The 25,280-nt window shown below is 60.3% G+C and carries 18 protein-coding genes, 2 tRNA genes, 3 rRNA genes and 1 riboswitch; of the genes, 14 read left to right on the top strand and 9 right to left on the bottom strand.

Annotated elements, in window-relative coordinates; translation table 11 throughout:
• Nucleotides 1-46: 46 nt before the first annotated feature.
• Both adh and AC4BCN_RS06240 read right to left on the bottom strand, forming a co-directional pair.
• On the bottom strand, nt 47-1,567 hold the full coding sequence (gene adh, locus AC4BCN_RS06245) for an aldehyde dehydrogenase (RefSeq protein WP_490492817.1): 1,521 nt from the start codon (nt 1,565-1,567) through the stop codon (nt 47-49).
• Between the two features lie 252 nt (nt 1,568-1,819).
• The gene (locus tag AC4BCN_RS06240; protein WP_490492816.1) at nt 1,820-2,776 is read right to left on the bottom strand and encodes a beta-propeller fold lactonase family protein; all 957 of its coding nucleotides are present in this window, start codon (nt 2,774-2,776) and stop codon (nt 1,820-1,822) included.
• 203 nt (nt 2,777-2,979) lie between these two features.
• On the opposite strand from AC4BCN_RS06240, the gene AC4BCN_RS06235 reads away from it, so the two are divergent.
• Complete coding sequence (locus tag AC4BCN_RS06235; RefSeq protein WP_490492815.1) at nt 2,980-5,118, top strand: TonB-dependent receptor family protein; 2,139 nt, start codon at nt 2,980-2,982, stop codon at nt 5,116-5,118.
• 57 nt (nt 5,119-5,175) lie between these two features.
• On the opposite strand, the gene AC4BCN_RS06230 is transcribed toward AC4BCN_RS06235, so the two are convergent.
• The 7 genes from AC4BCN_RS06230 to AC4BCN_RS06200 all read right to left on the bottom strand — a co-directional run bounded on the left by AC4BCN_RS06230 (nt 5,176) and on the right by AC4BCN_RS06200 (nt 11,915).
• Nucleotides 5,176-6,009, bottom strand: coding sequence for a substrate-binding periplasmic protein (locus AC4BCN_RS06230; protein ID WP_139092822.1), 834 nt, complete (start codon nt 6,007-6,009; stop codon nt 5,176-5,178).
• Between the two features lie 25 nt (nt 6,010-6,034).
• A complete protein-coding gene (pedF, locus tag AC4BCN_RS06225; protein WP_128140523.1) occupies nt 6,035-6,520 on the bottom strand; it encodes a cytochrome c-550 PedF in 486 nt (161 codons plus the stop codon).
• A 210-nt stretch (nt 6,521-6,730) separates the two neighbouring features.
• A 5S ribosomal RNA gene (rrf, locus tag AC4BCN_RS06220) occupies nt 6,731-6,843 on the bottom strand.
• Nucleotides 6,844-6,981: 138 nt separating this feature from the next.
• Nucleotides 6,982-9,857: ribosomal RNA gene (locus AC4BCN_RS06215) — 23S ribosomal RNA — on the bottom strand.
• Nucleotides 9,858-10,119: 262 nt separating this feature from the next.
• Nucleotides 10,120-10,195 (bottom strand) — tRNA-Ala (locus tag AC4BCN_RS06210).
• A gap of 12 nt (nt 10,196-10,207) precedes the next feature.
• Nucleotides 10,208-10,284, bottom strand: a tRNA-Ile gene (locus tag AC4BCN_RS06205).
• Nucleotides 10,285-10,384: 100 nt separating this feature from the next.
• Nucleotides 10,385-11,915: ribosomal RNA gene (locus AC4BCN_RS06200) — 16S ribosomal RNA — on the bottom strand.
• The 16S, 23S and 5S rRNA genes sit together here with 2 tRNA genes alongside, the layout of an rRNA operon.
• A gap of 465 nt (nt 11,916-12,380) precedes the next feature.
• Here AC4BCN_RS06200 and cobT point away from each other — a divergent pair.
• The 13 genes from cobT (at nt 12,381) to AC4BCN_RS06135 (ending at nt 25,243) form a co-directional block, all read left to right on the top strand.
• Nucleotides 12,381-13,421 carry a nicotinate-nucleotide--dimethylbenzimidazole phosphoribosyltransferase gene (gene cobT, locus AC4BCN_RS06195; protein ID WP_490492814.1) on the top strand — a complete coding sequence of 347 codons (1,041 nt, stop codon included), beginning with the start codon at nt 12,381-12,383 and terminating at the stop codon, nt 13,419-13,421.
• 4 nt (nt 13,422-13,425) lie between these two features.
• The gene (locus AC4BCN_RS06190) at nt 13,426-14,232 is read left to right on the top strand and encodes an adenosylcobinamide-GDP ribazoletransferase (protein WP_490492813.1); all 807 of its coding nucleotides are present in this window, start codon (nt 13,426-13,428) and stop codon (nt 14,230-14,232) included.
• Between the two features lie 6 nt (nt 14,233-14,238).
• Nucleotides 14,239-14,793, top strand: a complete 555-nt coding sequence (locus AC4BCN_RS06185) for a histidine phosphatase family protein (protein ID WP_490492812.1) — start codon at nt 14,239-14,241, stop codon at nt 14,791-14,793.
• Nucleotides 14,794-14,837: 44 nt separating this feature from the next.
• Nucleotides 14,838-15,079, top strand: a riboswitch (cobalamin riboswitch).
• 127 nt (nt 15,080-15,206) lie between these two features.
• A complete protein-coding gene (locus AC4BCN_RS06180; protein ID WP_490492811.1) occupies nt 15,207-17,078 on the top strand; it encodes a TonB-dependent receptor domain-containing protein in 1,872 nt (623 codons plus the stop codon).
• A gap of 89 nt (nt 17,079-17,167) precedes the next feature.
• A complete protein-coding gene (locus tag AC4BCN_RS06175) occupies nt 17,168-18,193 on the top strand; it encodes a FecCD family ABC transporter permease (protein ID WP_490492810.1) in 1,026 nt (341 codons plus the stop codon).
• 7 nt (nt 18,194-18,200) lie between these two features.
• Entirely contained in the window at nt 18,201-18,968 is a 768-nt protein-coding gene (locus AC4BCN_RS06170; RefSeq protein WP_490492809.1) for an ABC transporter ATP-binding protein, read from the top strand.
• A 1-nt stretch (nt 18,969) separates the two neighbouring features.
• Complete coding sequence (cobO, locus tag AC4BCN_RS06165; protein ID WP_139091651.1) at nt 18,970-19,602, top strand: cob(I)yrinic acid a,c-diamide adenosyltransferase; 633 nt, start codon at nt 18,970-18,972, stop codon at nt 19,600-19,602.
• A 7-nt stretch (nt 19,603-19,609) separates the two neighbouring features.
• Nucleotides 19,610-20,176, top strand: coding sequence for a bifunctional adenosylcobinamide kinase/adenosylcobinamide-phosphate guanylyltransferase (gene cobU, locus AC4BCN_RS06160; RefSeq protein WP_490492808.1), 567 nt, complete (start codon nt 19,610-19,612; stop codon nt 20,174-20,176).
• A complete protein-coding gene (gene cbiB, locus AC4BCN_RS06155; protein WP_490492807.1) occupies nt 20,170-21,123 on the top strand; it encodes an adenosylcobinamide-phosphate synthase CbiB in 954 nt (317 codons plus the stop codon). The genes cobU and cbiB overlap by 7 nt, the downstream gene beginning before the upstream one ends.
• Nucleotides 21,116-22,102 (top strand): threonine-phosphate decarboxylase CobD, encoded by a 987-nt coding sequence (cobD, locus tag AC4BCN_RS06150; protein ID WP_490492806.1) that lies wholly within the window; start codon nt 21,116-21,118, stop codon nt 22,100-22,102. Before cbiB ends, cobD begins: the two co-directional genes overlap by 8 nt.
• Nucleotides 22,099-22,998: a cobalamin-binding protein gene (locus tag AC4BCN_RS06145; RefSeq protein ID WP_490492805.1), complete on the top strand. Its 900-nt coding sequence runs from the start codon at nt 22,099-22,101 to the stop codon at nt 22,996-22,998. The genes cobD and AC4BCN_RS06145 overlap by 4 nt, the downstream gene beginning before the upstream one ends.
• Nucleotides 22,995-23,792 carry an ABC transporter substrate-binding protein gene (locus tag AC4BCN_RS06140; RefSeq protein WP_490492804.1) on the top strand — a complete coding sequence of 266 codons (798 nt, stop codon included), beginning with the start codon at nt 22,995-22,997 and terminating at the stop codon, nt 23,790-23,792. Before AC4BCN_RS06145 ends, AC4BCN_RS06140 begins: the two co-directional genes overlap by 4 nt.
• On the top strand, nt 23,789-25,243 hold the full coding sequence (locus AC4BCN_RS06135) for a cobyric acid synthase (RefSeq protein WP_490492803.1): 1,455 nt from the start codon (nt 23,789-23,791) through the stop codon (nt 25,241-25,243). The genes AC4BCN_RS06140 and AC4BCN_RS06135 overlap by 4 nt, the downstream gene beginning before the upstream one ends.
• The last annotated feature ends 37 nt before the right edge of the window (nt 25,244-25,280 follow it).

The following is a 25,280-nucleotide window of genomic DNA, read 5'->3' as shown; positions in this document are numbered from 1 at the left end:
TTTCTGCGCGCCGCGCCCGGACGACAGGCGCGGCGCGTGTACCGGTTTAGAAGAAGCCCAGCGCTTTCGGGCTATAGCTCACCAGCAAGTTCTTCGTTTGCTGGTAGTGATCGAGCATCATCTTGTGGTTTTCGCGGCCGATACCCGATTGCTTGTAGCCGCCGAATGCGGCGTGGGCCGGATACAGGTGGTAGCAATTGGTCCACACGCGGCCCGCCTGGATGGCGCGTCCCATGCGGAAGGCGCGCGAACCGTCGCGCGTCCACAAGCCGGCGCCCAGGCCGTACAAGGTATCGTTGGCAATCGACAGCGCCTCGGCCTCATCCTTGAAAGTGGTCACGGACACGACCGGTCCAAAGATTTCTTCCTGGAAGATGCGCATCTTGTTGTTGCCCTTGAACACGGTCGGACGCACGTAGTAACCGCCTTCCAGGTCGCCCGCCTGCGTGTTGCGCTCGCCGCCGGCCAGCACTTCGGCGCCTTCCTGGCGGCCGATGTCGAGATAGGACAGGATTTTTTCCAGCTGCTCCTGCGACGCCTGCGCGCCGATCATGGTGGACGAGTCGAGCGGATTGCCCTGCTTGATGGCGGCCACGCGCTTCAAGGCACGTTCGATGAATTTCTCGTAGATCGATTCCTGGATCAGCACGCGCGATGGGCAGGTGCACACCTCGCCCTGGTTCAGCGCGAACATGGCAAAACCTTCCAGGCACTTGTCGAAATACTCGTCGTCCGCATCCATCACGTCTTCAAAGAAGATGTTCGGCGACTTGCCGCCCAGCTCCAGGGTGACGGGAATCAGGTTTTGCGCGGCATAACCCATGATCAAGCGGCCCGTGCCCGTTTCGCCCGTGAAGGCGATCTTGGCGATGCGCTTGCTCGACGCCAGCGGCTTGCCCGCTTCCAGGCCGAAACCGTTGATGATGTTCAGCACGCCCGGCGGCAGCAGGTCGCCGATCAGCTCGATCAACACCATGATGGAAGCCGGCGTCTGCTCAGCCGGTTTGAGCACCACGCAATTGCCGGCGGCCAAGGCTGGCGCCAGTTTCCACACGGCCATCAAAATCGGGAAATTCCACGGAATGATCTGGCCCACGACGCCGAGCGGCTCGTGGTAGTGGTAGGCATAGGTTTCCGCATCGATTTGCGCGACGGAACCTTCTTGCGCGCGGATGCAGCCGGCGAAATAACGGAAATGGTCGATAGCCAGCGGAATGTCGGCGTTCATCGTTTCGCGGATCGGCTTGCCGTTGTCGATAGTTTCCGCCGTGGCGATCAGGCTCAGGTTCTGTTCGATGCGGTCGGCGATGCGGTTCAGGATATTGGCGCGCTCGGCAGGCGACGTCTTGCCCCAGGCATCCTTGGCGGCATGGGCCGCGTCCAAGGCCAGCTCGACGTCTTCCGCCGTGGAACGGGCGATTTCGCAAAATGGCAAGCCCGTGATCGGCGTGATGTTAGGAAAGTATTCACCTTTTACCGGGGCAACGAATTTTCCGCCGATGTAATTGTCATAGCGTTGTTTGAAGGGATTGGCTACGCCCAGTTTGCTGATGTCTGCGAGATTCATGTCGTCCTCTATCGGGTTAATTAGAATGGAATTACTGTAATTAAAATCAAACGTCCTGGTACAGATGGGGTGAGTACACGGAGTCTTCCGCAAATGCCGTGCCAGCTCGCCATCCCACTACAAACTTAGCCGCTTTTCCCCTTGTTACAAGGGCGTGGCGTCAATACCGGTGCGCTKCCCTGCGCATGCTCCGTCTCGAGCCGCTGCACAATGGAACAGGTGTACCAGACTGGAACACCTGTTCCTGTGCCATCAACGAATCACCACGCCCCATGGCAATTCACCTACGGCAATATCGGCCACCTTGCGCGCGCTGGCCGTGTCGATGACGGAAACGCTGTTCGAACGGCCATTGGCCACATACAGCTTGGCGCCATCGGGCGTGATGGCCATGTTCCACGGGCGCTTGCCAACGGGAATGGTGGCCGTGACCTCGTTGCTGGCCGTGTCGATCACCATCACCGTGCCATCGATACCGTTCGAGACATACACCTGCTTGCCGCTGGGATGGACCACGATGCCATTCGCATTCTTGCCTGCAGGAATGGTGGCAATGGCCTTGCGCTCGGCCATGTCGATGACGTAGACGGCATTGACCAGTTCGCACGCCACGTAGGCGCGGCCCGAGTCCGGACTGAAACCGATGCCGCGCGGACGCAGTCCCACGGCGATGGACGCCACCTGGCGGCGCTGCGCCACATCGATGACATCGACTTGTTCAGCCTCTTCCGCGCTGACCAGCAGCCAGCGCCCATCGGGGCTGAAGACGGCATGTTCCGGGTTGCGTCCCTGTACCTTGATATCGGCGAGCAAAGTACCGGTATGGCCATCGAGCAAGGCCACGCTATTGTTTTCCTCGACGGCCACGGCCACGTGACTACCATCTTGCGAGGCGCTGACGCCTTCGGGCGACTTGCCCAGCGCCACCGTGCGCACGGGCGCGTCGCCAGCGTTATCGATCAGCAGCAAGGCGCTGCTGGCGGCGTCCGTGACAAACAATTGCCGCCCGGTGGGGTCGGCGGCGATGCCGCGCGGACGCTTGCCGGCTGCAATCTGGCGCACCACCTGGTCGGTCGCCGTGTCGATCACGCTCAAGGTGCCCGATTTTTCATTGGGAACATAAGCAAATGGAGCGGCCTGGAGGGCGCTGCTGGCGAGCGCAGGCAGCAGCCAGCACACCTGGCGCAAGCGCGAGAAGAAGTTGGGCATAATCACCTTTCGATGGCAAAACACAGGAAAAGCGCGCGGCATCGGCGCATCTGAACATTGCTGTATGCAAACGCCGTGCCACTGACACGCGTATAATTTCAGCCCACCAATGGAGACATGGCAGGCATATTGCTTGATACAACTATGCAGACCTGCGCCGCGCACGCGACCAAGCAGGCTTTTATTCACATTGGAGAATCCGCATGCAGCACCGTTTCCGCCTGAACACCATCGCCAGCCTGTTTGTCGCCGGCAGCGCTACCCTCGCCCCCCACGTCTTTGCCGCCGAGGCAGCTGCCCCGGCCAACGGGCAACTGATGGATACGGTGGTCGTCAGCGGCAGCCGCATCGCCCACCCCAGCCAGGAAGTGCCGGCCTCGATCGACGTCGTCGACAGCGCCCGCATCCAGGATGGCCAAATCCGCGTTAACGCGTCGGAAGCGCTGGCCGCCGTGCCGGGCCTGGTCGTGCAAAACCGCCAGAACTACGCGCAAGACTTGCAGATCTCGTCGCGCGGCTTCGGCGCCCGCTCGGCGTTCGGCGTGCGCGGCGTCAAGCTGATCAGCGATGGCATTCCCGCCAGCATGCCTGACGGGCAAGGCCAGGCCGCCACCTTCAATCTCGATACGGCCGAGCGCATCGAAGTGCTGCGCGGACCGTTTTCTGCCATCTACGGCAACCATTCGGGCGGCGTAATCCAGCTGTTTTCCAAGGATGGACAAAATCCCCCGTCCGTCGAATTAAATGTGGTGGGCGGCAGCTACGGCACCAACAAGGTGGACTTGACGGCGCAAGGCCAGGCAGGCGGCATCGGCTACGTGCTCGACGGCTCGCGCTTCCGCACCGATGGTTTCCGCGACCACAGCGCCGCCACGCGCGAACAGGCATTCGGCAAGATCACCGTCAAGCCGACGGCGGACAGCAAGCTGACCATCGTCGCCAACAGCCTGCATCAGGGCAACACGCAAGATCCGCTGGGCGCCACCTGGGCCACGTTTGCCCGCGACCCGCGCGCCGGCGAAACCGATGCGAGCGACACGCAAAACCCGAAGCGCACCCTGGCCGAGCGCTACAACACGCGCAAGAGCATCGACCACCAGCAAATCGGCGCCACCTATGAACAGTCGTTCGGCGACGACCGCCTGCATGTGATGGTGTATGGCGGCAATCGCGACGTGATCCAGTACCAGGCTTTTACCAAAGGCTTCCAGGCGCCGGCCAGCCATTCAGGTGGCGTGGTCGACTTCCAGCGTGAGTTCTACGGCATCGACACCAACTGGCTGCACGTGAACCAGCTGGCAGGCGGCAAGCTGAGCACCACCATCGGCATCGATTACGGCCGCTCCAGCGATGACCGCACCGGCTATGAAAATTACATCGGCAACACGTTTGGCGTGAAAGGCAAGCTGCGCCGCGACGAGCAGGACGTCGTCTCCAGCCTCGATCCGTATCTCCAGATGGAATGGCAAAGCGGACCGTGGCTGCTCAGCGCAGGTGTGCGCTACAGCAAGATGAAAGTGTCGGTCAACGACCACTATCTCGGCAATGGCAACGACAGCGGCAGCCTCGAGTTCAGCCACACGACACCGGTGCTGGGTCTGCTGTATAAACTGACGCCGAACGTCAACGTGTACGCCAGCGCCGCGCGCGGCTTCGAAGCGCCCACCCTGAATGAACTGTTTTACTCGGGCACGGGCGGCGGCTTCAATTACCAGCTGAAACCGGCCACCAGCACCAACCTGGAAGCAGGCATCAAGGCCAGAATCGCCAACAACACCCACGTAAACGCGGCCGTGTTCCAGATCAAAACCAACGACGAACTGGTGGTCGACAAGTCCAGCGGCGGGCGCACCAGCTATCGCAATGCAGGTAAAACCTTGCGCCAGGGTATGGAAGTGTCGCTGGACTCGAACTTGCCATATGGTTTCACGGCAAAAGTAGCACTGACCAGCCTGCACGCCGTGTATGACCAAGCGTTTGGCAGCGTGCGCGAAGGCAGCCGTTTGCCTGGCGTGCCCAGCGCCAACCTGTTCGCGGAACTGGCGTGGAAAGATACGTTCGACCGCTTTGGCGCGGCGCTGGAAAGCGTGGCCAGCAACCAGGTCTACGCGGAAGACAGCAACATCGAAAAACCGGCGCCCGGCTACTCGGTGTTCAATGCGCGCTTCAACGCCAAACAAAACGTGGGGAACTGGCGCTTCAAGGAATTTGCCCGCCTGAACAATCTTTTCGACAAAACCTACGTGGGCTCCGTCATCGTCGGTGACAGCAACAAGCGCTACTATGAAGCGGCGCCGGGACGTAACTGGCTGCTGGGTGTCAGCGCCCAATATAGTTTCTAAAACTAAAAAGCCCGCGCCTCTTCCGATGCGCGGGCTTGTAAACCAGAGCAAGCTACTTCAGGGCCGCGCTTCCTTCACGCCATACTTTTCAAAGATGGTTTTCAATTCGCCGCTGGCCGCCATCTCGTTCATGGCTGCCTGCAGCAACTTGGCCACGTCGAGCTGCTGGCGGCTGACGGCCAGGCCCACGGCCCAGCCAGCACGCGGCAAGCGGGCGAACGCCACTTCGCTCAAGGGGAAAGCGGGATCGCTTTTCAGCACCGATTCGATTTCCGAACGATTCGCCAGCACGGCGTCGAGCTTGCCTGCCTGCAATTGCTGCAAGGCTTCGGCGGCCGTATCGAAGATGCGCACATCGTCGCGGTATTTGCCATTGTCTTCGCCCAGCATCAGCATGGCCGCGATCGACACCTTTTCCACGCCGATACGCTTGCCGGCCAGCGAAGCGACGCCATCGAATTGCGGCACGGCTTGCGCGCTGCGCACCAGGCGCACGGTTTCCACGTAGTACGGCGCGAAGATCTCAACCTTGTCATTGTCAGCCATCAACTTCTTGTCGACTGGCACATGCAGCATCACGTCGGCGGGGCCATAACCGAGGTAATGCCCCTTCCACACCATATTGCGCAAATCGTCGTTCAGATTTTCGCCGGCGGGAAATGGCAGCAAACTCAGTTTCAGCCCCAGCTTTTTCGCCAGCGCTTCGGCGATGTCGATATCGATCCCTACACCCTTGTCGGAAAACGGCGCGAACTCGTTATATACAGCCACTTTCAGGCTGCCCGACTGTTGCACTTTCTGCCAGTCGGCGTGCGCCGGCGCGGCTGCGCACAGCGCCAGGCAAGCGAGCGAGATCATCGCGCGCACGCCCCGGAGTTGAAATGAACGCATGGGACTCCTTCGTGATCAGTTCGACTTAATTGGATTCTCTACGGGTTTCCAGATAGGTCTTGATGGCCCACATGGCTTCCTGGTTGAACACGCCTTCGAACGGCGGCATGTACACGGCGCCATTGCGCACTTTACCGTGGCGGATGGTGGTCAGGTAGTAATTGTCCGTCTCCTTGTAGCAAGCCTGTTTCTTTGTCTCATTCTTGATACTGAAACAATCGCGGTCGAGCTGGCGCAAGTCCGGCGCGATGCCGCCCGAGATGGCTTCGATGCCGTGGCAGCGGGCGCAATTCTGGTTGTAGGCCGATGTGCCCACCGTCAAGGCCAGCTTGTTGCCCCGATACGGGTTTTGCTCGAGCCACTTGTCGCCCACCTTGGGCAAGCCGGTGGTGTCGACGCCTTGCGGCGTGACGTTGCCATGCGCATAGGCATGCGGCAAGGTCAGCAGGGAAGTGAGGGCAACGGCACCGGCGGCCGCCACGCCGAGCAGGGTACGAATGGAATAGGTCATGCTGGTCTCCTTGGTTTTTTAGTGAATACCCAAGAAGAGCAAATGCCATGCCATGCGTATATGCCCCACATCCGGCTGTCCATGTATCAATTTGGAACAGCTGCAACACGTATTTGTGTCACCGCGCGCGTAAGCCGACAGCACCAAACAAACCACCAGACGTAAAAAAACCCCAACCGGATCACCGGAAGGGGTTTTTTCGAATAACAAGCCTGACGATAACCTACTTTCACACTGGTTGCAGCACTATCATCGGCGCAAAGTTGTTTCACGGTCCTGTTCGGGATGGGAAGGGGTGGGACCAACTTGCTATGGTCATCAGGCATAACTTGTACTGGCATTTGTCCTCGGTTGAGCGACAAAGCCTGAATCTGGAAGAAGCAAAGATTGGGGTAATGACTGGTAGTATCAACACACACGCAACGTTGTACCGTCTTATCCTCTGTACCTGCTAAGGTTATAGGGACAAGCCGTACGGGCAATTAGTACTGGTTAGCTTAATGCATTACTGCACTTCCACACCCAGCCTATCAACGTCCTGGTCTCGAACGACCCTTCAAAGAGCTCAAGGCTCTGGGAAATCTCATCTCAAGGCAAGTTTCCCGCTTAGATGCTTTCAGCGGTTATCTCTTCCGAACTTAGCTACCCGGCAATGCCACTGGCGTGACAACCGGTACACCAGAGGTTCGTCCACTCCGGTCCTCTCGTACTAGGAGCAGCCCCCTTCAAATTTCCAACGCCCACGGCAGATAGGGACCAAACTGTCTCACGACGTTTTAAACCCAGCTCACGTACCACTTTAAATGGCGAACAGCCATACCCTTGGGACCGGCTACAGCCCCAGGATGTGATGAGCCGACATCGAGGTGCCAAACTCCCCCGTCGATATGAACTCTTGGGAGGAATCAGCCTGTTATCCCCAGAGTACCTTTTATCCGTTGAGCGATGGCCCTTCCATACAGAACCACCGGATCACTATGTCCTACTTTCGTACCTGCTCGACTTGTCAGTCTCGCAGTTAAGCACGCTTATGCCATTGCACTATCAACACGATGTCCGACCGTATCTAGCGTACCTTCGAACTCCTCCGTTACACTTTAGGAGGAGACCGCCCCAGTCAAACTGCCTACCATGCACTGTCCCCGATCCGGATAACGGACCAAGGTTAGAACCTCAAACAAACCAGGGTGGTATTTCAAGGTTGGCTCCACGAGAACTAGCGTCCCCGCTTCAAAGCCTCCCACCTATCCTACACAGATTGGTTCAAAGTCCAATGCAAAGCTACAGTAAAGGTTCATGGGGTCTTTCCGTCTAGCCGCGGGTAGATTGCATCATCACAAACATTTCAACTTCGCTGAGTCTCGGGAGGAGACAGTGTGGCCATCGTTACGCCATTCGTGCAGGTCGGAACTTACCCGACAAGGAATTTCGCTACCTTAGGACCGTTATAGTTACGGCCGCCGTTTACTGGGACTTCAATCAAGAGCTTGCACCCCATCATTTAATCTTCCAGCACCGGGCAGGCGTCACACCCTATACGTCCACTTTCGTGTTTGCAGAGTGCTGTGTTTTTATTAAACAGTCGCAGCCACCAGTTTATTGCAACCCTTTCACCCTCATGGAGTAAACCAATCAAGCTACCGGGGCGTACCTTTTCCCGAAGTTACGGTACCAATTTGCCGAGTTCCTTCTCCCGAGTTCTCTCAAGCGCCTTAGAATACTCATCTCGCCCACCTGTGTCGGTTTGCGGTACGGTCTCGTATGACTGAAGCTTAGAGGCTTTTCTTGGAACCACTTCCGATTGCTTCGTGAACAAGTTCACTCGTCCCATCCCCTTGAATTGCGCGCCCGGATTTGCCTAAGCGCCTTCTATGAGACAGAAACTGACTATTCCAACAGTCAGACAACCTTCCGCGATCCGTCCCCCCATCGCATCATACGACGGTGCAGGAATATTAACCTGCTTCCCATCAGCTACGCATCTCTGCCTCGCCTTAGGGGCCGACTCACCCTGCTCCGATGAACGTTGAACAGGAAACCTTGGGCTTACGGCGTGGAGGCTTTTCACCCCCATTATCGCTACTCATGTCAGCATTCGCACTTCTGATACCTCCAGCATCCTTTACAAGACACCTTCGCAGGCTTACAGAACGCTCTCCTACCATATCTATTGCTAGATATCCGCAGCTTCGGTGACTGGCTTAGCCCCGTTACATCTTCCGCGCAGGACGACTCGATCAGTGAGCTATTACGCTTTCTTTAAATGATGGCTGCTTCTAAGCCAACATCCTGACTGTTTTAGCCTTCCCACTTCGTTTTCCACTTAGCCAATCTTTGGGACCTTAGCTGGCGGTCTGGGTTGTTTCCCTCTTGACGCCGGACGTTAGCACCCGACGTCTGTCTCCCAAGCTCGCACTCATCGGTATTCGGAGTTTGCAATGGTTTGGTAAGTCGCAATGACCCCCTAGCCATAACAGTGCTCTACCCCCGATGGTGATACTTGAGGCACTACCTAAATAGTTTTCGGAGAGAACCAGCTATTTCCAAGTTTGTTTAGCCTTTCACCCCTACCCACAGCTCATCCCCTAATTTTTCAACATTAGTGGGTTCGGACCTCCAGGGCGTGTTACCGCACCTTCATCCTGGCCATGAGTAGATCACTTGGTTTCGGGTCTACACCCAGCGACTGATCGCCCTATTCGGACTCGATTTCTCTACGGCTTCCCTATTCGGTTAACCTTGCCACTGAATGTAAGTCGCTGACCCATTATACAAAAGGTACGCAGTCACGGAACAAGTCCGCTCCTACTGTTTGTATGCACACGGTTTCAGGATCTATTTCACTCCCCTTCCGGGGTTCTTTTCGCCTTTCCCTCACGGTACTGGTTCACTATCGGTCGATTACGAGTATTTAGCCTTGGAGGATGGTCCCCCCATATTCAGACAGGATGTCACGTGTCCCGCCCTACTTGTCGTACGCTTAGTATCACCGGTCCGATTTCACATACGGGGCTATCACCCACTATGGCTCCTATTTCCAGAGGATTCTGTTATCGGTCCGACTATCACGTACAGGCTCTTCCCATTTCGCTCGCCGCTACTTTGGGAATCTCGGTTGATTTCTTTTCCTGCAGCTACTTAGATGTTTCAGTTCGCCGCGTTCGCCTTGCATACCTATGTATTCAGTATGCAATACCCTAAAAGGGTGGGTTGCCCCATTCGGAAATCTGCGGATCAAAGTGTGTTTGCTCACTCCCCGCAGCTTATCGCAAGCTACTACGTCCTTCATCGCCTGTAATCGCCAAGGCATCCACCATGTGCACTTATTCGCTTGTCCCTATAACGTTAGCCTCTGAAGACCGAAGTCATCAAAGAGCGCTACAGGGATAAGAAAGTACAACGTTGTTGCTTGTTTGTTGATACATACAATCATTACCCATCAAGTCGCCTCATGCATTGCTGCACGCATAGACTTGATCAATAAATAATCTTTACTTCTTCCAGATTGTTAAAGAACGAAACAGCTTTGATCGCTAAAAGATCAAACCTAAACCACAGTCTTGTTGACCGGCTTACGTTTGCACTTTCGAGTAAAACTTTGGTGGAGGATGACGGGATCGAACCGACGACCCCCTGCTTGCAAAGCAGGTGCTCTCCCAGCTGAGCTAATCCCCCTGAGATTTGTACTGGTAGGGCTGGTTGGACTCGAACCAACGACCCCCGCGTTATCAACACGGTGCTCTAACCAGCTGAGCTACAGCCCCAACGCGGAACTACTACGACTACTGTTTCTTCTTCTTATAACAGCCGATAAGTGTGAACATTTGATGCGTGAATCATTTACATGATTCGTGCAAACTCTAGAAAGGAGGTGATCCAGCCGCACCTTCCGATACGGCTACCTTGTTACGACTTCACCCCAGTCACGAATCCTACCGTGGTAAGCGCCCTCCTTGCGGTTAAGCTACCTACTTCTGGTAAAACCCGCTCCCATGGTGTGACGGGCGGTGTGTACAAGACCCGGGAACGTATTCACCGCGACATGCTGATCCGCGATTACTAGCGATTCCAACTTCATGCAGTCGAGTTGCAGACTACAATCCGGACTACGATACACTTTCTGCGATTAGCTCCCCCTCGCGGGTTGGCGGCGCTCTGTATGTACCATTGTATGACGTGTGAAGCCCTACCCATAAGGGCCATGAGGACTTGACGTCATCCCCACCTTCCTCCGGTTTGTCACCGGCAGTCTCATTAGAGTGCCCTTTCGTAGCAACTAATGACAAGGGTTGCGCTCGTTGCGGGACTTAACCCAACATCTCACGACACGAGCTGACGACAGCCATGCAGCACCTGTGTACTGGTTCTCTTTCGAGCACTCCCCAATCTCTCGGGGATTCCAGCCATGTCAAGGGTAGGTAAGGTTTTTCGCGTTGCATCGAATTAATCCACATCATCCACCGCTTGTGCGGGTCCCCGTCAATTCCTTTGAGTTTTAATCTTGCGACCGTACTCCCCAGGCGGTCTACTTCACGCGTTAGCTGCGTTACCAAGTCAATTAAGACCCGACAACTAGTAGACATCGTTTAGGGCGTGGACTACCAGGGTATCTAATCCTGTTTGCTCCCCACGCTTTCGTGCATGAGCGTCAATCTTGACCCAGGGGGCTGCCTTCGCCATCGGTGTTCCTCCACATATCTACGCATTTCACTGCTACACGTGGAATTCTACCCCCCTCTGCCAGATTCTAGCCTTGCAGTCTCCAATGCAATTCCCAGGTTGAGCCCGGGGATTTCACATCAGACTTACAAAACCGCCTGCGCACGCTTTACGCCCAGTAATTCCGATTAACGCTTGCACCCTACGTATTACCGCGGCTGCTGGCACGTAGTTAGCCGGTGCTTATTCTTCAGGTACCGTCATTAGCAAGAGATATTAGCTCTCACCGTTTCTTCCCTGACAAAAGAGCTTTACAACCCGAAGGCCTTCTTCACTCACGCGGCATTGCTGGATCAGGCTTTCGCCCATTGTCCAAAATTCCCCACTGCTGCCTCCCGTAGGAGTCTGGACCGTGTCTCAGTTCCAGTGTGGCTGGTCGTCCTCTCAGACCAGCTACTGATCGATGCCTTGGTAGGCTTTTACCCTACCAACTAGCTAATCAGATATCGGCCGCTCCACGAGCATGAGGTCTTGCGATCCCCCACTTTCATCCTTAGATCGTATGCGGTATTAGCGTAACTTTCGCTACGTTATCCCCCACTCTAGGGTACGTTCCGATATATTACTCACCCGTTCGCCACTCGCCACCAGAGCAAGCTCCGTGCTGCCGTTCGACTTGCATGTGTAAGGCATGCCGCCAGCGTTCAATCTGAGCCAGGATCAAACTCTTCAGTTTAATCTCTGTTACTTTGCCGTTTTACCGGCACCGTCATTGCTGACGGGTCGCTCACTCAAAAAACTGACAGGCTACTTTCGTAGCAGTATCCTATTTCATTATTTCTTGTGAACATTTGATATTTTAAGTATTACGACAATCCGAAGATTATCGCTGCACTTACATCAAATGCCCACACTTATCGACTGTTAATTGTTAAAGAACTGTATTCGGTACTGCTTTCGCGCTATCGACAAAGCGTTGTGTTTGTCAGCTGCGAAGAAGGAAGAGTATGAAGCATTTGCAGCACGTCGTCAACCTTCTTTTTTCACTCTACTTTACTCGGCATTTGCATGCGTCGTTCAGCGAGGGGGCGAATTATAGCCCTGCACCGCGCGCCTCGCAAGCGCTAATTTGCAGATGGGCAAATATTGCTGTGTGATATCGTAGCACCGACAATTCCCTGCCTCATCCACCCTGATTCCCATGCCTATCCCACACATTTCACCAACCGCCAATGCAACACTGGCCAGCGCCCTCGAACACGCCATCAATAGCAAGACCAAACCGCTGGGCAGTCTCGGCATGCTGGAAACCCTGGCCCGCCAGATCGGCCTGATCCAGCAAAGCACGCAACTGGCATTGCGCCAGCCCGCCATCATCGTTTTCGCGGCCGACCATGGCGTCGTCGCCGAAGGCATTTCCGCCTATCCGCAAAGCGTGACGTGGCAAATGGTGGAGAACTTCCTCGGCAACGGCGCCGCCATCAATGTCTTCGCCCGCCAGGCCGATTGCGCCCTCTATATAGTAGACGCTGGCGTGAACCATGACTTCGGCCCACGCGACGGCTTGCTCGACCGCAAGCAAGGCCCCGGCACCCGCAACTTCGCCAAAGAGCCCGCCATGGGTGAGGAGCAATGCCTGGCCACCATGCAAGCAGGGATGGACCTCGTCGCCACACTGGACGGCAATGTGCTGGGCTTTGGCGAAATGGGCATCGGCAACACCACGGCCGCCGCCGCACTGATGCACAAGCTGACCGGCACGCCCGTCGCCGACTGCGTGGGCGCCGGCACCGGCCTGTCGAAGGAAGGGATATTGCACAAGCAACAGGTGATCGAGGCGGCTGTCGTCCATCATGCGGCAGTCACCGATCCGCTCGGCGTGCTGGCCACCTTTGGCGGTTTCGAGATCGCCATGATGGCCGGCGCCATGCTCAAGGCGGCCGAACGGCGCATGATTCTGCTGATCGACGGCTTTATCGTCAGCAGCGCTTTGCTGGTGGCGGCCCGTTTGCAGCCGGCCATTCTCGATTACTGCGTGTTTTCGCACTGCTCCGATGAAAATGGCCACCGCCAGCTGCTGGAAAGCCTGGGAGCGCGTCCGCTACTGCACCTCGATTTGCGCCTCGGCGAAGGCACGGGTTCGGCGCTGGCCTTGCCGCTGCTGCACGCGGCCGTCAACTTCATGCGCGAGATGGCGACATTTGCCTCGGCCCAGGTCAGCGAAAAGTCCACGCCAGACTAAGACCATGGTCTATCCCTTTTCCGCCGCCATCCACCAGTGCCGCCTGTTCTTTATCGCGCTGCAGTTCTTCACGCGCCTGCCCATCCCTCGCTGGGTGGGTTTCGAACCGGCCTGGCTGCAGCACGCTTCGCGCTACTTTCCATTGGTCGGCGTGGTGGTGGCGTCCATCAGTGGCGCCGTGTATCTGCTGGCCAGCTGGCTTCTGCCTTCGGCCGTGGCCGTGCTACTGGCCGTCGCCGCCGGCATCTACCTGACGGGCGCCTTTCATGAAGACGGCTTCGCCGACATGTGCGACGGTTTCGGCGGCGGCCTGACGCGCGAACGTGTGCTGGAAATCATGAAGGATTCGCGCATCGGCGCGTATGGCGCCATCGGCATCCTGTGCCTGCTGGCCATCAAATGCGCGGCGCTCGCATCGCTGCCGCCTGCCACGGTGGTGGCAACCTTACTCGTCGCCCATCCGCTTTCGCGCCTGGCCGCCGTCTCGCTGATCTGGGCCATGGATTATGCGCGCGATGAAGGCAAGGCCAAGCCGATGGCGCAGGAGATGACTACGGGAGAATTCATCATCGCCGCCGTCTGCGGCCTGCTACCCGCCATCGCCTGCGGCCTGCTGGGAATATTTGACTGGGCCACGCTGGTCTTTGCCATCGTGGCGGCGGCAGCGGCCGCATTCTGGCTGGGCCGCAAATGCCAGCGCCGCCTGCAAGGCTATACGGGCGACTGCCTGGGCGCCGTGCAGCAGGTGGCGGAAGTGGCGATTTATCTTGCCATCCTGTCGAGTTTTCAACCTCCATTGCGCTTCTACTGAACAAGCATGCGCCTGATCCTCGTTCGCCACCCCACGCCGCAGGTGACCAGCGGCACCTGCTATGGCCGCAGCGACGTGGCGGTGGCGCCGCATGAAATGGCTACAGTGCGCGCCAGGTTGCAAGCAACGCTGCCAGCCGGTGTGCCGCTCTACGCGAGTCCGCTGCGCCGCTGCGCCGGCCTGGCGACAGCCTTGGCGCAAGACTTGCCCTCCAGCGCCCTGCTCCTTGATGCGCGGCTGGCCGAAATGGATTTTGGCGCTTGGGAAATGCAGCCCTGGCACGCAATTGCGCGCGCGGACATCGATGCCTGGGCGGCCGACCTGGCCTGGTACCGGCCCGGCGGCGGCGAGAACGTGCTGGCGATGGCTGCCCGCGTCGATGCGTTTTTAGGCGATCTGTTGCGCGAACAACACGAAACGGCCATCATCATCTGCCATGCGGGCACCATCCGCCTGCTGTCGGCATTGCAAGCCCGGCTGCCATTGGAGGAAACGGCCCTGCTGGCCGCCCGTTCCGCCCATAAAATCGCCTACGGTGCGACGGTCGTCGTCGATTTCTGATATCGAAGCGCCCAGCCAGCCATTACAGTCCACGCCCACTGCACGTATAATGGCGGGGTTTTGGTGCCCGCGTTCATGTCCATGAGCGCAGTTAAACGGGAAACACGATGCCGCACTCGCGGCGAACGTGTGCTGCCCCCGCAACGGTAAGCAAGTGTCGCCCCTCGCAACAGGAAGCGGGCGACAAGCTATCTCTGACAACCACTGTGCTTGCAATCATCGAGCATGGGAAGGTGGGATAGCCGCACTTGCCAGCCCGGATACCGGCCAGGACAGGTGGAAGTGTGCGAACGGGGATGTTCGCGATCCGAATGGCCCCTGGCCATCTTCGATCGTCATCTTCAGTTCCCACTTCTGTTCAATCTGGCCTACGGGGACGTCGGCTGGTTGCATATTACTTACTGAAAATTATCATGACCTATGCTGTTTCCCGCCACGCGGCGCTCACGTCGCTCGCGCTAGCCATTGCCGCGCCTGCCGCTTTCGCCCAAGCCACACCAGACACCTTCGATCCTGTCGTCGTCACCGCCAACCGCTACCCGCAGCACCTGAGCGAAGTATTGAGCGATACGCAGACCATCAGTTCGGAAGACATCGCGCGTTCGGGCGCCAGCTCGATTGTCGATCTGCTGCAAAAACAACGCGGCATCGAAGTGGCGCGTAACGGCGGCGCGGGCACCTCTGCCAGCGTATTCATCCGCGGCGCGAACAGCAACCAGAATATCGTGCTGGTTGACGGCGTGCGCATAGGCTCGTCCACCTTGGGTACGGCCAACTGGAGCGCCCTTCCCCTTTCCAGCATCGACCACATTGAAATCGTCTACGGCCCACTGAGCACCATGTACGGCGCGGACGCCATCGGCGGCGTGATCCAGATCTTCACGAAGAAAGGCGACGGTGCCACGCGCTTCTCCGCCTTCGCCGGTTACGGCAGCAACAACACGCGCCAGGTCGAAGCCCAAGTGGCCGGTTCCACCGGCGGTCCGAACAGCTTCAGCTATGCGCTGGCGGCTGGCAAGGAAAAATCGGATGGCTTCTCGGCCTCGAAGATCGGTGCATCGCCTGAGTACACCTACAATCCAGACAAAGACGGCTACGAGAAGGAAAGCTTCAGCGGCCAGTTCGGCTATCAGATGGCCAAAGGCCATGAAGTTGGCCTGATCATTCTGAATAGCGAGCTGAAAGCGCAGTATGACGCCGGTCCTGGCTACGATGCACGCGGCAACCAGAAGCTGGAAAACATTTCGGTCTTCACAAAGAATGAGTTCCTGCCCAACTGGACCAGCGAACTGCGTTATGTGGAAGCGCGCGACAAGGCCGGCGACGACAGCAGCGCCGGCTCGTGGGGCAAGAGCCAGATCGACACCAAGCAGACCGACCTGACCTGGCAGAACGACATCCGCATCGGGCGCGACAACCTGCAGCTGCTGGCCAGCTACCGCGATGAAGACGTCACCTCGAGCAGCACGCCGGAAGTCACAGGCGCACGCCATACTAAGTCCTTCGCAGCGGCGTACAACATGGTGCGCGGCGCGCATCTGTTCAACATCAGCGGCCGCAGTGACGACAGTTCCGCATTCGGCACGCACAACACGGGCAGCGTCGCCTACGGCTACCGCATCACCAACGCACTGCGCGCCAGCGCCAGCTACGGCACCAGCTTCCGCGCACCGACCTTCAATGAACTGTACTACCCAGGCTATGGCCTGGCGTCGAACAAGCCGGAACAGGGCCGCAATGCCGAAGTGGGTCTGCGTTACGACGACGGCGTATCGAAACTGAGCGCCAGCTACTACCACAACAAGGTCACCGACCTGCTGCTCAATACATCGCCTTGTCCAGATCCGCTGTTCACCGGCTACGGCTGCGCCTACAACGTCAACAAGGCGCTGCTGGAAGGCCTGACGATTGCGGGTGCACGCAAGTTCGGCGCGTTCAATGTCAGCGGCAACATCGACCTGCAAGATCCACGCGATGAAACCAAGGACAAGCAACTGGTACGCCGCGCCAAGAAACACGCCAACTTCGCCGTCGACTACACGCTGGGCGCGCTGACCTCGGGTGCCGAATGGCAGCTGTCGGGCAAGCGTTTTGACGATGCCGCCAACAAGAACGTCCTGGGCGGCTATGGCCTGGTCAATCTGTACGCCACCTACCAGTTCGCCCGCGACTGGTCGGTGCTGGCGCGCTGGAACAATATCGCCAACAAGGACTACGAACTGGCCCGTTTCTACGCGACACCAGGCTCGAAAGTCTTCGTCGGTGTGCGCTACGGCATGAAATAAGCACCTAGTAATGATGTAAGCTGCGGGCGATGGCATTGCTGTCATTGCCCGCAGATGCAGTTCTGCAGTCCCCGTTTTTAAGGCAGTACATGCACCCATTTTTCCGCAATATGCGCCACCGCGCCACCGTGATCGTCACGGTGCTGATCGTGTGCGCGATTGCCAGCCTGATTTTCTCCGGCATGATCGGTTCGATCGCGATCCCGCTCGCCGACCTGCCTTCCGCCCTGCTCCATGTCGTGCAGGGCAAGGCAGACACTCTCGCCGCCACCCTGCTCGACCTGCGCCTGGGCCGCGCGCTGACCGCCTTTGTCACCGGCGCGGCGCTGTCGCTGGCGGGGCTGATGATGCAGGCTCTCCTGCGCAATCCCCTGGCGGACCCGTACGTGCTGGGCATTTCCGCCGGCGCTTCCGTCGGTGCGCTGGCCGCGCTGCTGTTCATGTGCGCGCTGTGGGTGGTCGATGCGGCCGCCTTTGCCGGCGCCGTCGGCGTCTCCATGCTGCTGTACTTCTTTGCCCGGCGCGACCTGCGCGGCGGCACGGCGGCCGAAGGCGGCGCCTCGCTCTTGCTGCTGACGGGCGTGATCCTGGCTTCGGCCTGCATGGCCATCGTCACCCTGATGCTGTCCATCGCCCCGGAAAGCCGCTTGCGCAGCATGGTGTTCTGGATGATCGGCGACCTGTCCGGCGCACCGGCGCGGCTGATGCCGTGGCTGGTCCTGGCCGGCGCCCTGGTCTTTGCCTTGCGCTGCGCGCGCTCGCTGAACGTCATGGCGCTGCACGCGGAAGCGGCCAGCACCTTGGGCGTGCGCGTGGGCGCACTGCGCAAGGGTCTGTTCTTCTGTTCCGGCCTGCTCACGGCCAGCGCCGTCACCAGCGCCGGCAGCGTGGGTTTTGTCGGCCTGATCGTGCCGCATGCGCTGCGCTTTGCCTGCGGCCCCGATCACCGCCTGCTGATACCGGCCGCCGCGCTGGCTGGCGGCACTTTCCTCGTACTGGCGGATACCTTGGCGCGCACCGTGCTGGCACCCTTGCAGCTGCCAGTCGGCGTCGTCACGGCCATGATAGGCGCGCCCGTCTTCCTGTACCAATTGCACCGCTTGCGCAGGGGATGAAACGAGCATGATACGTACCTACCAACTCGGCCTGAAGGCGGGCACACGCTCCCTCGTGGAAAACCTCATCTGGCAAATCAAGGATGGCGAATGCTGGAGCGTGATCGGCCGCAATGGCGCTGGCAAAAGCACCTTGCTGCGCACCCTGGCCGGCTTGCGCGAACCGGATGCCGGCCACGTGACGATACAGGGCCGCGCCCTGATCGACTGGCCATTGGAAGAGCTGGCGCGAGAGCGGGCTTTCCTGGCGCAGGCGCGCCACGACGCGTTCTCGTACCGCGTCATCGAAACGGTGCTGTCGGCGCGCCACCCGTATCACGACAATCACTATTGGGAAGGCAGCGACGACCAGCGCATCGCCCTGGCGGCGCTGGCGTCGATGGAAGTCGAGCACCTGGCCGAGCGCGACGTGCGCAGCCTGTCTGGCGGCGAACGCCAGCGCGTGGCGATCGCCGCCATGCTGGCACAGGATACGCCCTTGCTGCTGCTCGATGAACCGGCCAACGCGCTGGACCTGGCGCATCAGGTCAGCGTCATGGGCCTGCTGGCCAGACTGTGCCGCGAACAGAATAAAACCGTGATCATGGTGGGGCATGACCTGAACCTGGCGCACAGCGTCTCGACCCATGCGCTGCTGCTGATGGGCGATGGCGGCTGGCTGGCCGGTCCCGTGGCGGATGTGATGCAGGCATCCATCCTGAGCGACTACCTGGGCCACCCGATCGAGATCATCGATCACGGCAAACGCAAGATATTCATACCGAAAGAGGACTGACATGAGCGAGAACAAAACCATCGATGCGGAGACCGCAGCCATCAACGAACGCCACCGCGTGCGCATGGAACGCAAGAAGGCGATCATCGACGCGGCCATCGCCAAGGCCGACAAGGAAATCGGCATCATCATCGTCAACACGGGCAATGGCAAGGGCAAGAGTTCGAGCGGCTTCGGCATGGCCATCCGCGCCATGGGCCACGGCATGAAAGTGGGCGTGGTGCAGTTCATCAAAGGCGCCATGTCGACGGGCGAAGAAAAATTCCTGCGCCGCTTCCCCGACGAGATCAGTTTTCATGCGATGGGCGAAGGCTATACCTGGGAAACGCAAAACCGCGAACGCGACATCGAAAAAGCCGAACTGGCATGGGAGCAGGCGAAGACCTTCCTGGCCGACCCAAGCTACGGCCTGGTGCTGTTCGACGAACTCAATATCGCCCTCAAGTACAACTACCTCGACGTGCACAAGGTCATCGCCGACCTGCTGGAACGCCCGGCCATGCAGCACGTGGTCATCACGGGCCGCGGCGCGCCGGACGAACTGATCGCGATCGCCGACACCGTCACCGAAATGGCCGTCGTCAAGCATGCGTATGCGGCCGGCATCGGCGCACAAATCGGCACCGAGTGGTAACAGCGCCATGACGCGCACCCTGGTCTTCGGCGGCGCCCGTTCCGGCAAGAGCGCCCATGCGGAAAAGCTGGCCCGCGAGTCCGGCAGGGAAGTACTCTACATCGCCACCGCGCAGGCGGGCGATGGCGAAATGGCCACGCGCATCGCCCATCACCGTGCGCAGCGCCCGGCCGAGTGGGCAACCATGGAAGAACCGCTGCGCCTGGGCGACGCCATCCTGCGGGAAGCACGGCCCGGCCGGCTGCTGCTGGTCGACTGCCTGACCCTGTGGCTGACGAACCTGATATTTTCCAGCGGCGAGACGTACCCGGACGTGGGCGACATCGCCCTGCCCGAACTGTTCCACAGCGAGCGCGCCCACCTGCTGTACGCGCTGGCCGAAATTGGCGATACCGATTGCGACCTCGTTCTCGTCTCGAACGAAGTAGGCATGGGCATCGTGCCCTACGGCGCCATCTCGCGCTGCTTCACCGATGAAGCAGGCCGCTTGAACCAGGCCGTGGCGGCCGTGTGCGACAAGGCCGTCTTTGTCGCCGCAGGCTTGCCCCTGTACCTGAAAGGCGGCCCATGCTGAGCGGCCTGTCGCTGCCCATGCTGGCCGCCTTGATGACGGCTGGCGTGCTGCTCGACATGCTGCTGGGAGAAACGCGCCGCTGGCATCCGCTGGTCGGCTTTGGCCGCCTCGCCAGCGCACTGGAACGCCTGCTGAACCGGGGCCGCGGGCGTGTGCTGCGCGGCGCGCTGGCGTGGTCGCTGGCCGTGCTGCCCATCAGCTATGTCGCCTACTGGCTGTGCGGCCTGGCCGGCGCGGCGCTCCACGTCTTCCTGCTCTATCTCTGCCTCGGTTTGCGCAGCCTGCGCGATCACAATCAACCGATCGCCGATGCCCTGGCCATCGATGACCTGGACAATGCGCGCCTGCTGACGGCGCGCATCGTCAGCCGCGACACGGCCAACGCCGACGCGGCCAGCCTGGCCAAGGCCAGCACGGAATCCCTGCTGGAAAACGGCAACGACGCCGTCTTCGGCACCCTGTTCTGGTTTGCCGTGGCGGGCGGCCCCGGCGCCGTGCTATTCAGGCTGGCCAATACGCTCGACGCCATGTGGGGCTATCGGAACGAGCGCTATAACTGGTTCGGCTGCTGCGCCGCGCGCATCGACGACATCTTGAATTACCTGCCGGCGCGCCTGACGGCCCTGTCGTATGTCTTGCTGGGCAAAACCATGGCCGACAAACAGCGCGCTTGGCAATGCTGGCGCAGCCAGGCCCCCAACTGGGGCAGCCCGAACGCAGGCCCCGTGATGGCCAGCGGCGCCGGCGCCCTGGGCCTGGCCTTGGGCGGCGACGCCATCTACGACGGCGAACTGGAACGCCGTCCGCCGCTGGGTGCCGGCCGCCCGGCCGAAGCGTACGACATCGACCGCGCCTGGCGCCTGGTGGCGGAAACGGCCGTCCTGTGGCTGATCTGGATGGCGCTGCTGGCGGGCCTGTTCTATCTGAAGGGGAAATACCTTGCTTGAACATGGCGGCAACCTGCGCGACGCCGCGCGCGAATATGGCAGACCGCTGGCCGACTGGATCGACCTGTCGACCGGCATCAACCCGCACTGGTATGCAGCGCCAGCACCCGACGCCAACGCCTGGCACCGGCTGCCGGAGGCAGATCCCGCGCTGGCCGCAGCCGCCTGCAGCTACTATGAAGCGCCAGCCATGCTGCCCGTGGCGGGCACGCAGGCCGCCATCCAGGCCCTGCCCCGACTGCGCGCGCCATCGCGCGTGGTAGTAGCCGCGCCCTCGTATGCGGAACACGCGCACCACTGGGGCCAACACGGCCACCAAATGCGGCAAGTGCCGTATGCGCAGCTGGCCGATGCGGTGGACAGCTGCGACGTGCTGGTCGTCTGCAATCCGAACAATCCCACGGGCGAACGCATCGCCCCCGCACTGCTGCTGGCATGGGCCACCCGGCTGGCCGCGCGCGGCGGCTGGCTGGTGGTCGATGAAGCGTTTGGCGACACGGAAGCGCACGCCAGTCTCGGTCCGCACTCGGGCCAGCCGGGCCTGATCGTGTTGCGCTCCATCGGCAAATTCTTTGGCCTGGCGGGACTGCGCCTAGGCTTTGTCGCCGCTCATCCCGCGCTGCTGGCACAACTGGCCGACATGCTGGGCCCATGGGCGGTCAGCGGCCCGGCGCAGCATGTGGCACTGGCCGCGCTCACCGACACGCGCTGGCAGGACGCGATGCGCGAGCGCCTGCGCGGCGAAGGTGACCGCTTGCATCAGTTATTGGCCGCGCACGGCATCGCCAGCAGCGGCACGGCGCTGTTTCAGTGGTGGCCGGAAGAACGCGCCGAAGCGTTCTGGCGCCACATGGCGGAATCGGGCATCTGGGTACGCCTGTTCCGCCACGCCGCCCACGGCATCCGCCTGGGCCTGCCCCCCGACGAACACGCCTGGCTGCGCCTGCAGCAGGCTCTCACCGCATGGAAGCACATATGAACCACTTGAACATACCGCTACTGCTGGCCGGACTGGTCTCGTTGCAAACGCATGCCGCCATCACCGTGCGCGACGATGACGGCAATACCGTTACCGTGGAAAAGCCGGCGCAGCGCATCCTGGCGCTGGCGCCGCACGTGACGGAACTGCTGTTCGCCGCTGGTGGCGGCGAGAAGATCGCCGGCGTCGTCAGCTACAGCGACTACCCGGAAGCGGCCAAGAAACTGCCGCAGGTGGGCGACAACCGCCAGTACGACATGGAGCGCATCATCGCCATGAAGCCGGACCTGATCGTCGTCTGGATGCATGGCAGCGCCGAGCGCCAGATCGCCATGCTGCGCCAATTGAAGGTGCCGATCTATCACAGCGAACCGCGCAAGCTGGCCGATATCCCCGACAGCATGGAGCGCCTGGGGCAGCTGATGGGCACGGAAAAGACCGCCAAACCGGCCGCCGCCCAGTTGCGCGCCAAACTGGCTGGCTTGACGACCCAGTATGCGCAGCGCCCGCCCGTGCGCGTGTTTTACCAGGTGTGGGACAAACCTTTGTATACCCTGAGCGGCGCGAGCATCATCAGCGATTCCATGCGCGTATGCGGCGGCCAGAATGTGTTCGCCGCAATGAAGGTGGTGGCGCCCGTCGTCACGCCGGAAGGCGTGCTGCAGGAAGACCCGGAAGTCATTTTTGGCACCAGCGAAAAAAGCGATCCGCGCAGCGAAGGCGGCCTGGCCATGTGGCGCGCCTTCCCGTCGATGACGGCCGTGCGCAAAAATAATCTGTTCCGCCTGAATGGCGACCTGCTGAACCGCGCCGGCCCGCGCATGATCGAAGGCACGGCCGCCATGTGCGAACAGCTGGAAATGGCGCGCCAGCGCCGCACCAAGGCTGCTCAATGAGTCACTACCAGCGCATCGCCTGTTTGTCGACGGAAGCCGTGGAGACGCTGTACGCGCTGGGCGCCGAAGACACGATCGCCGGCATTTCCGGCTTTACCGTACGCCCTCCCCGCGCGCGCGAGGAAAAGACCAAGATCAGCGGCTTTTCGTTCACGAACCTGGAACGCATCCTGGCAGTGCAACCGGACCTCGTGATCGGTTTTTGCGATATGCAGGCCGATATCTGCCGCGACCTGGTCAAGGCCGGCATCGAAGTGCACCAGTTCAACCAGCGCACGGTGGAGGGCATCCTGCGCATGATCGCCGTGCTGGCCGCGCTGGTGCGGCGCGAGGCAGCGGGCAACGCATTGATCGCCAGCCTGCGCGCGGACATCACCACCGCCCGCACCCGCGCCGCCGCCTGGACGCGCAAGCCCGTGATTTACTTTGAAGAGTGGAACGATCCTCTGATGAGCGGCATCGGCTGGGCGGCGGAACTGATCGAGATCGCCGGCGGCACGGATGCCTTCCCTGAATTATCCGCGCAGCCGGGCGCGAAGGAACGCATCATCGCCGATCCTTTGACGGTAGTCGCACGCGCGCCCGACATCATCCTCGCCAGCTGGTGCGGCAAGAAATTCCAGCCGGCGCAACTGGCGGCACGCCCGGGCTGGGATACGATTCCCGCCGTACGAAAAACCATGCTGTTCGAGATCAAGTCGCCAGACATCCTGTCACCCGGTCCGGCGGCAATTACCGAAGGGCTGCGCCAGATCAGCGACATCATCGCGCAATGGCAGGAGCAGCAAACATGAAGAGCCCCTTCCCCGCCCTGATGGTGCAAGGCACGACATCGGACGCGGGCAAGAGCACCGTTGTCGCGGCCCTGTGCCGATTGTTAAAGCGCCGTGGCGTGACGGTAGCGCCGTTCAAGCCGCAAAACATGGCCTTGAATAGCGCCGTGACGAGCGACGGCGGCGAGATCGGCCGCGCGCAAGCCTTGCAAGCGCTGGCTTGCGGCATCGCGCCGCACACGGACATGAATCCGGTGCTGTTGAAGCCTTCATCGAACACGGGCGCGCAAGTGATCATCCACGGCAAGGTGCGCGCCGAGATGGATGCGCGCGACTACCAGCAATACAAGACCATCGCCATGGGCGCCGTGCTGGAGTCGTACGCGCGCTTGCGCCAGCAGTACGACGCCGTCGTCGTCGAAGGCGCGGGCAGCCCCGCCGAAGTCAACCTGCGCGCGCGCGACATCGCCAACATGGGCTTTGCCGAAGCCGTCGACTGCCCCGTGATTCTGGTGGCCGACATCGACCGTGGCGGCGTCTTCGCGCACATCATCGGCACCCTGGCGTGCCTGTCCGACAACGAACGGGCGCGCATCTTCGGCTTCGTCATCAACCGCTTCCGCGGCGACATCTCGCTGCTGCAACCGGGCATCGAGTGGCTGGAGCAGCAGACGGGCAAACCCGTGCTGGCCGTGCTGCCCTATCTGCAAGGCCTGTTCCTCGACGCGGAAGACGCCGTCGAAGCGATGCAGGCCGAACGCGGCGCCTTCAAGGTGGTGGTGCCGCAACTGCCGCGCATCAGCAACCACACGGACTTCGATGCGCTGCGCGCCCACCCCGATATCGACCTGCAATTCATCCAGCAGGGGCAACCGATTCCAGCGGCTGACCTGGTGATCCTGCCTGGCAGTAAAAACACGCGCGGCGACCTGGCCTGGCTGCAACAGCAAGGCTGGCCCGCCTACCTGGCAAAACACCTGCGCTATGGCGGCAAAGTGCTCGGTATTTGCGGCGGCTTCCAGATGCTGGGACAAAGCGTGTGCGATCCGCTGGGCGTGGAAGGCGCGGCGGGAGAGTCCAAGGCACTGGGCTTGCTCGACATGGTGACGGAGCTGACAAGCGCAAAACGCCTAGAACAGGTGAGCGGCCACTGCGCGTTTGCCGGCGCGGCCGATGCACGCGTGGCAGGCTATGAAATCCACATGGGCGTCTCGCATGGCGCGGCACTGGCGCAGCCGGCCTTTGTCATCAATGGGCGGCCGGAAGGCGCCGTGTCGGGCGACGGGCAAATCCTCGGCAGCTATTTGCATGGCATGTTCGATACGCCAGCCGCGTGTTCGGCGCTGCTGCGCTGGGCCGGGCTGGACTCCGGCCACACGGTGGATACCGCCGCCCTGCGCGAGGCCAGCCTGGAGCGGATTGCCGATGCGGCGATACCGTTGATGGATGCACTGGAACGTCTGCCACGCTGATGGTGGTGTCGGGTTACGCCGTACCGGCTAACCCGAC

The organism is Janthinobacterium sp. Bl 1 (assembly GCF_058215535.1).
This window is presented reverse-complemented; position numbering and strand designations above follow the sequence as displayed.

Coding starts and splice junctions, on each gene's coding strand:
- AC4BCN_RS06190 (WP_490492813.1), top strand. CDS start 13,426: ATGGTCTATCCCTTTTCCGCCGCCATCCACCAGTGCCGCCTGTTCTTT.
- AC4BCN_RS06135 (WP_490492803.1), top strand. CDS start 23,789: ATGAAGAGCCCCTTCCCCGCCCTGATGGTGCAAGGCACGACATCGGAC.
- AC4BCN_RS06145 (WP_490492805.1), top strand. CDS start 22,099: ATGAACCACTTGAACATACCGCTACTGCTGGCCGGACTGGTCTCGTTG.
- adh (WP_490492817.1), bottom strand. CDS start 1,567: ATGAATCTCGCAGACATCAGCAAACTGGGCGTAGCCAATCCCTTCAAA.
- cobU (WP_490492808.1), top strand. CDS start 19,610: ATGACGCGCACCCTGGTCTTCGGCGGCGCCCGTTCCGGCAAGAGCGCC.
- AC4BCN_RS06235 (WP_490492815.1), top strand. CDS start 2,980: ATGCAGCACCGTTTCCGCCTGAACACCATCGCCAGCCTGTTTGTCGCC.
- AC4BCN_RS06240 (WP_490492816.1), bottom strand. CDS start 2,776: ATGCCCAACTTCTTCTCGCGCTTGCGCCAGGTGTGCTGGCTGCTGCCT.
- AC4BCN_RS06230 (WP_139092822.1), bottom strand. CDS start 6,009: ATGCGTTCATTTCAACTCCGGGGCGTGCGCGCGATGATCTCGCTCGCT.
- AC4BCN_RS06170 (WP_490492809.1), top strand. CDS start 18,201: ATGATACGTACCTACCAACTCGGCCTGAAGGCGGGCACACGCTCCCTC.
- pedF (WP_128140523.1), bottom strand. CDS start 6,520: ATGACCTATTCCATTCGTACCCTGCTCGGCGTGGCGGCCGCCGGTGCC.
- cobT (WP_490492814.1), top strand. CDS start 12,381: ATGCCTATCCCACACATTTCACCAACCGCCAATGCAACACTGGCCAGC.
- AC4BCN_RS06140 (WP_490492804.1), top strand. CDS start 22,995: ATGAGTCACTACCAGCGCATCGCCTGTTTGTCGACGGAAGCCGTGGAG.
- AC4BCN_RS06185 (WP_490492812.1), top strand. CDS start 14,239: ATGCGCCTGATCCTCGTTCGCCACCCCACGCCGCAGGTGACCAGCGGC.
- cbiB (WP_490492807.1), top strand. CDS start 20,170: ATGCTGAGCGGCCTGTCGCTGCCCATGCTGGCCGCCTTGATGACGGCT.
- AC4BCN_RS06180 (WP_490492811.1), top strand. CDS start 15,207: ATGACCTATGCTGTTTCCCGCCACGCGGCGCTCACGTCGCTCGCGCTA.
- AC4BCN_RS06175 (WP_490492810.1), top strand. CDS start 17,168: ATGCACCCATTTTTCCGCAATATGCGCCACCGCGCCACCGTGATCGTC.
- cobO (WP_139091651.1), top strand. CDS start 18,970: ATGAGCGAGAACAAAACCATCGATGCGGAGACCGCAGCCATCAACGAA.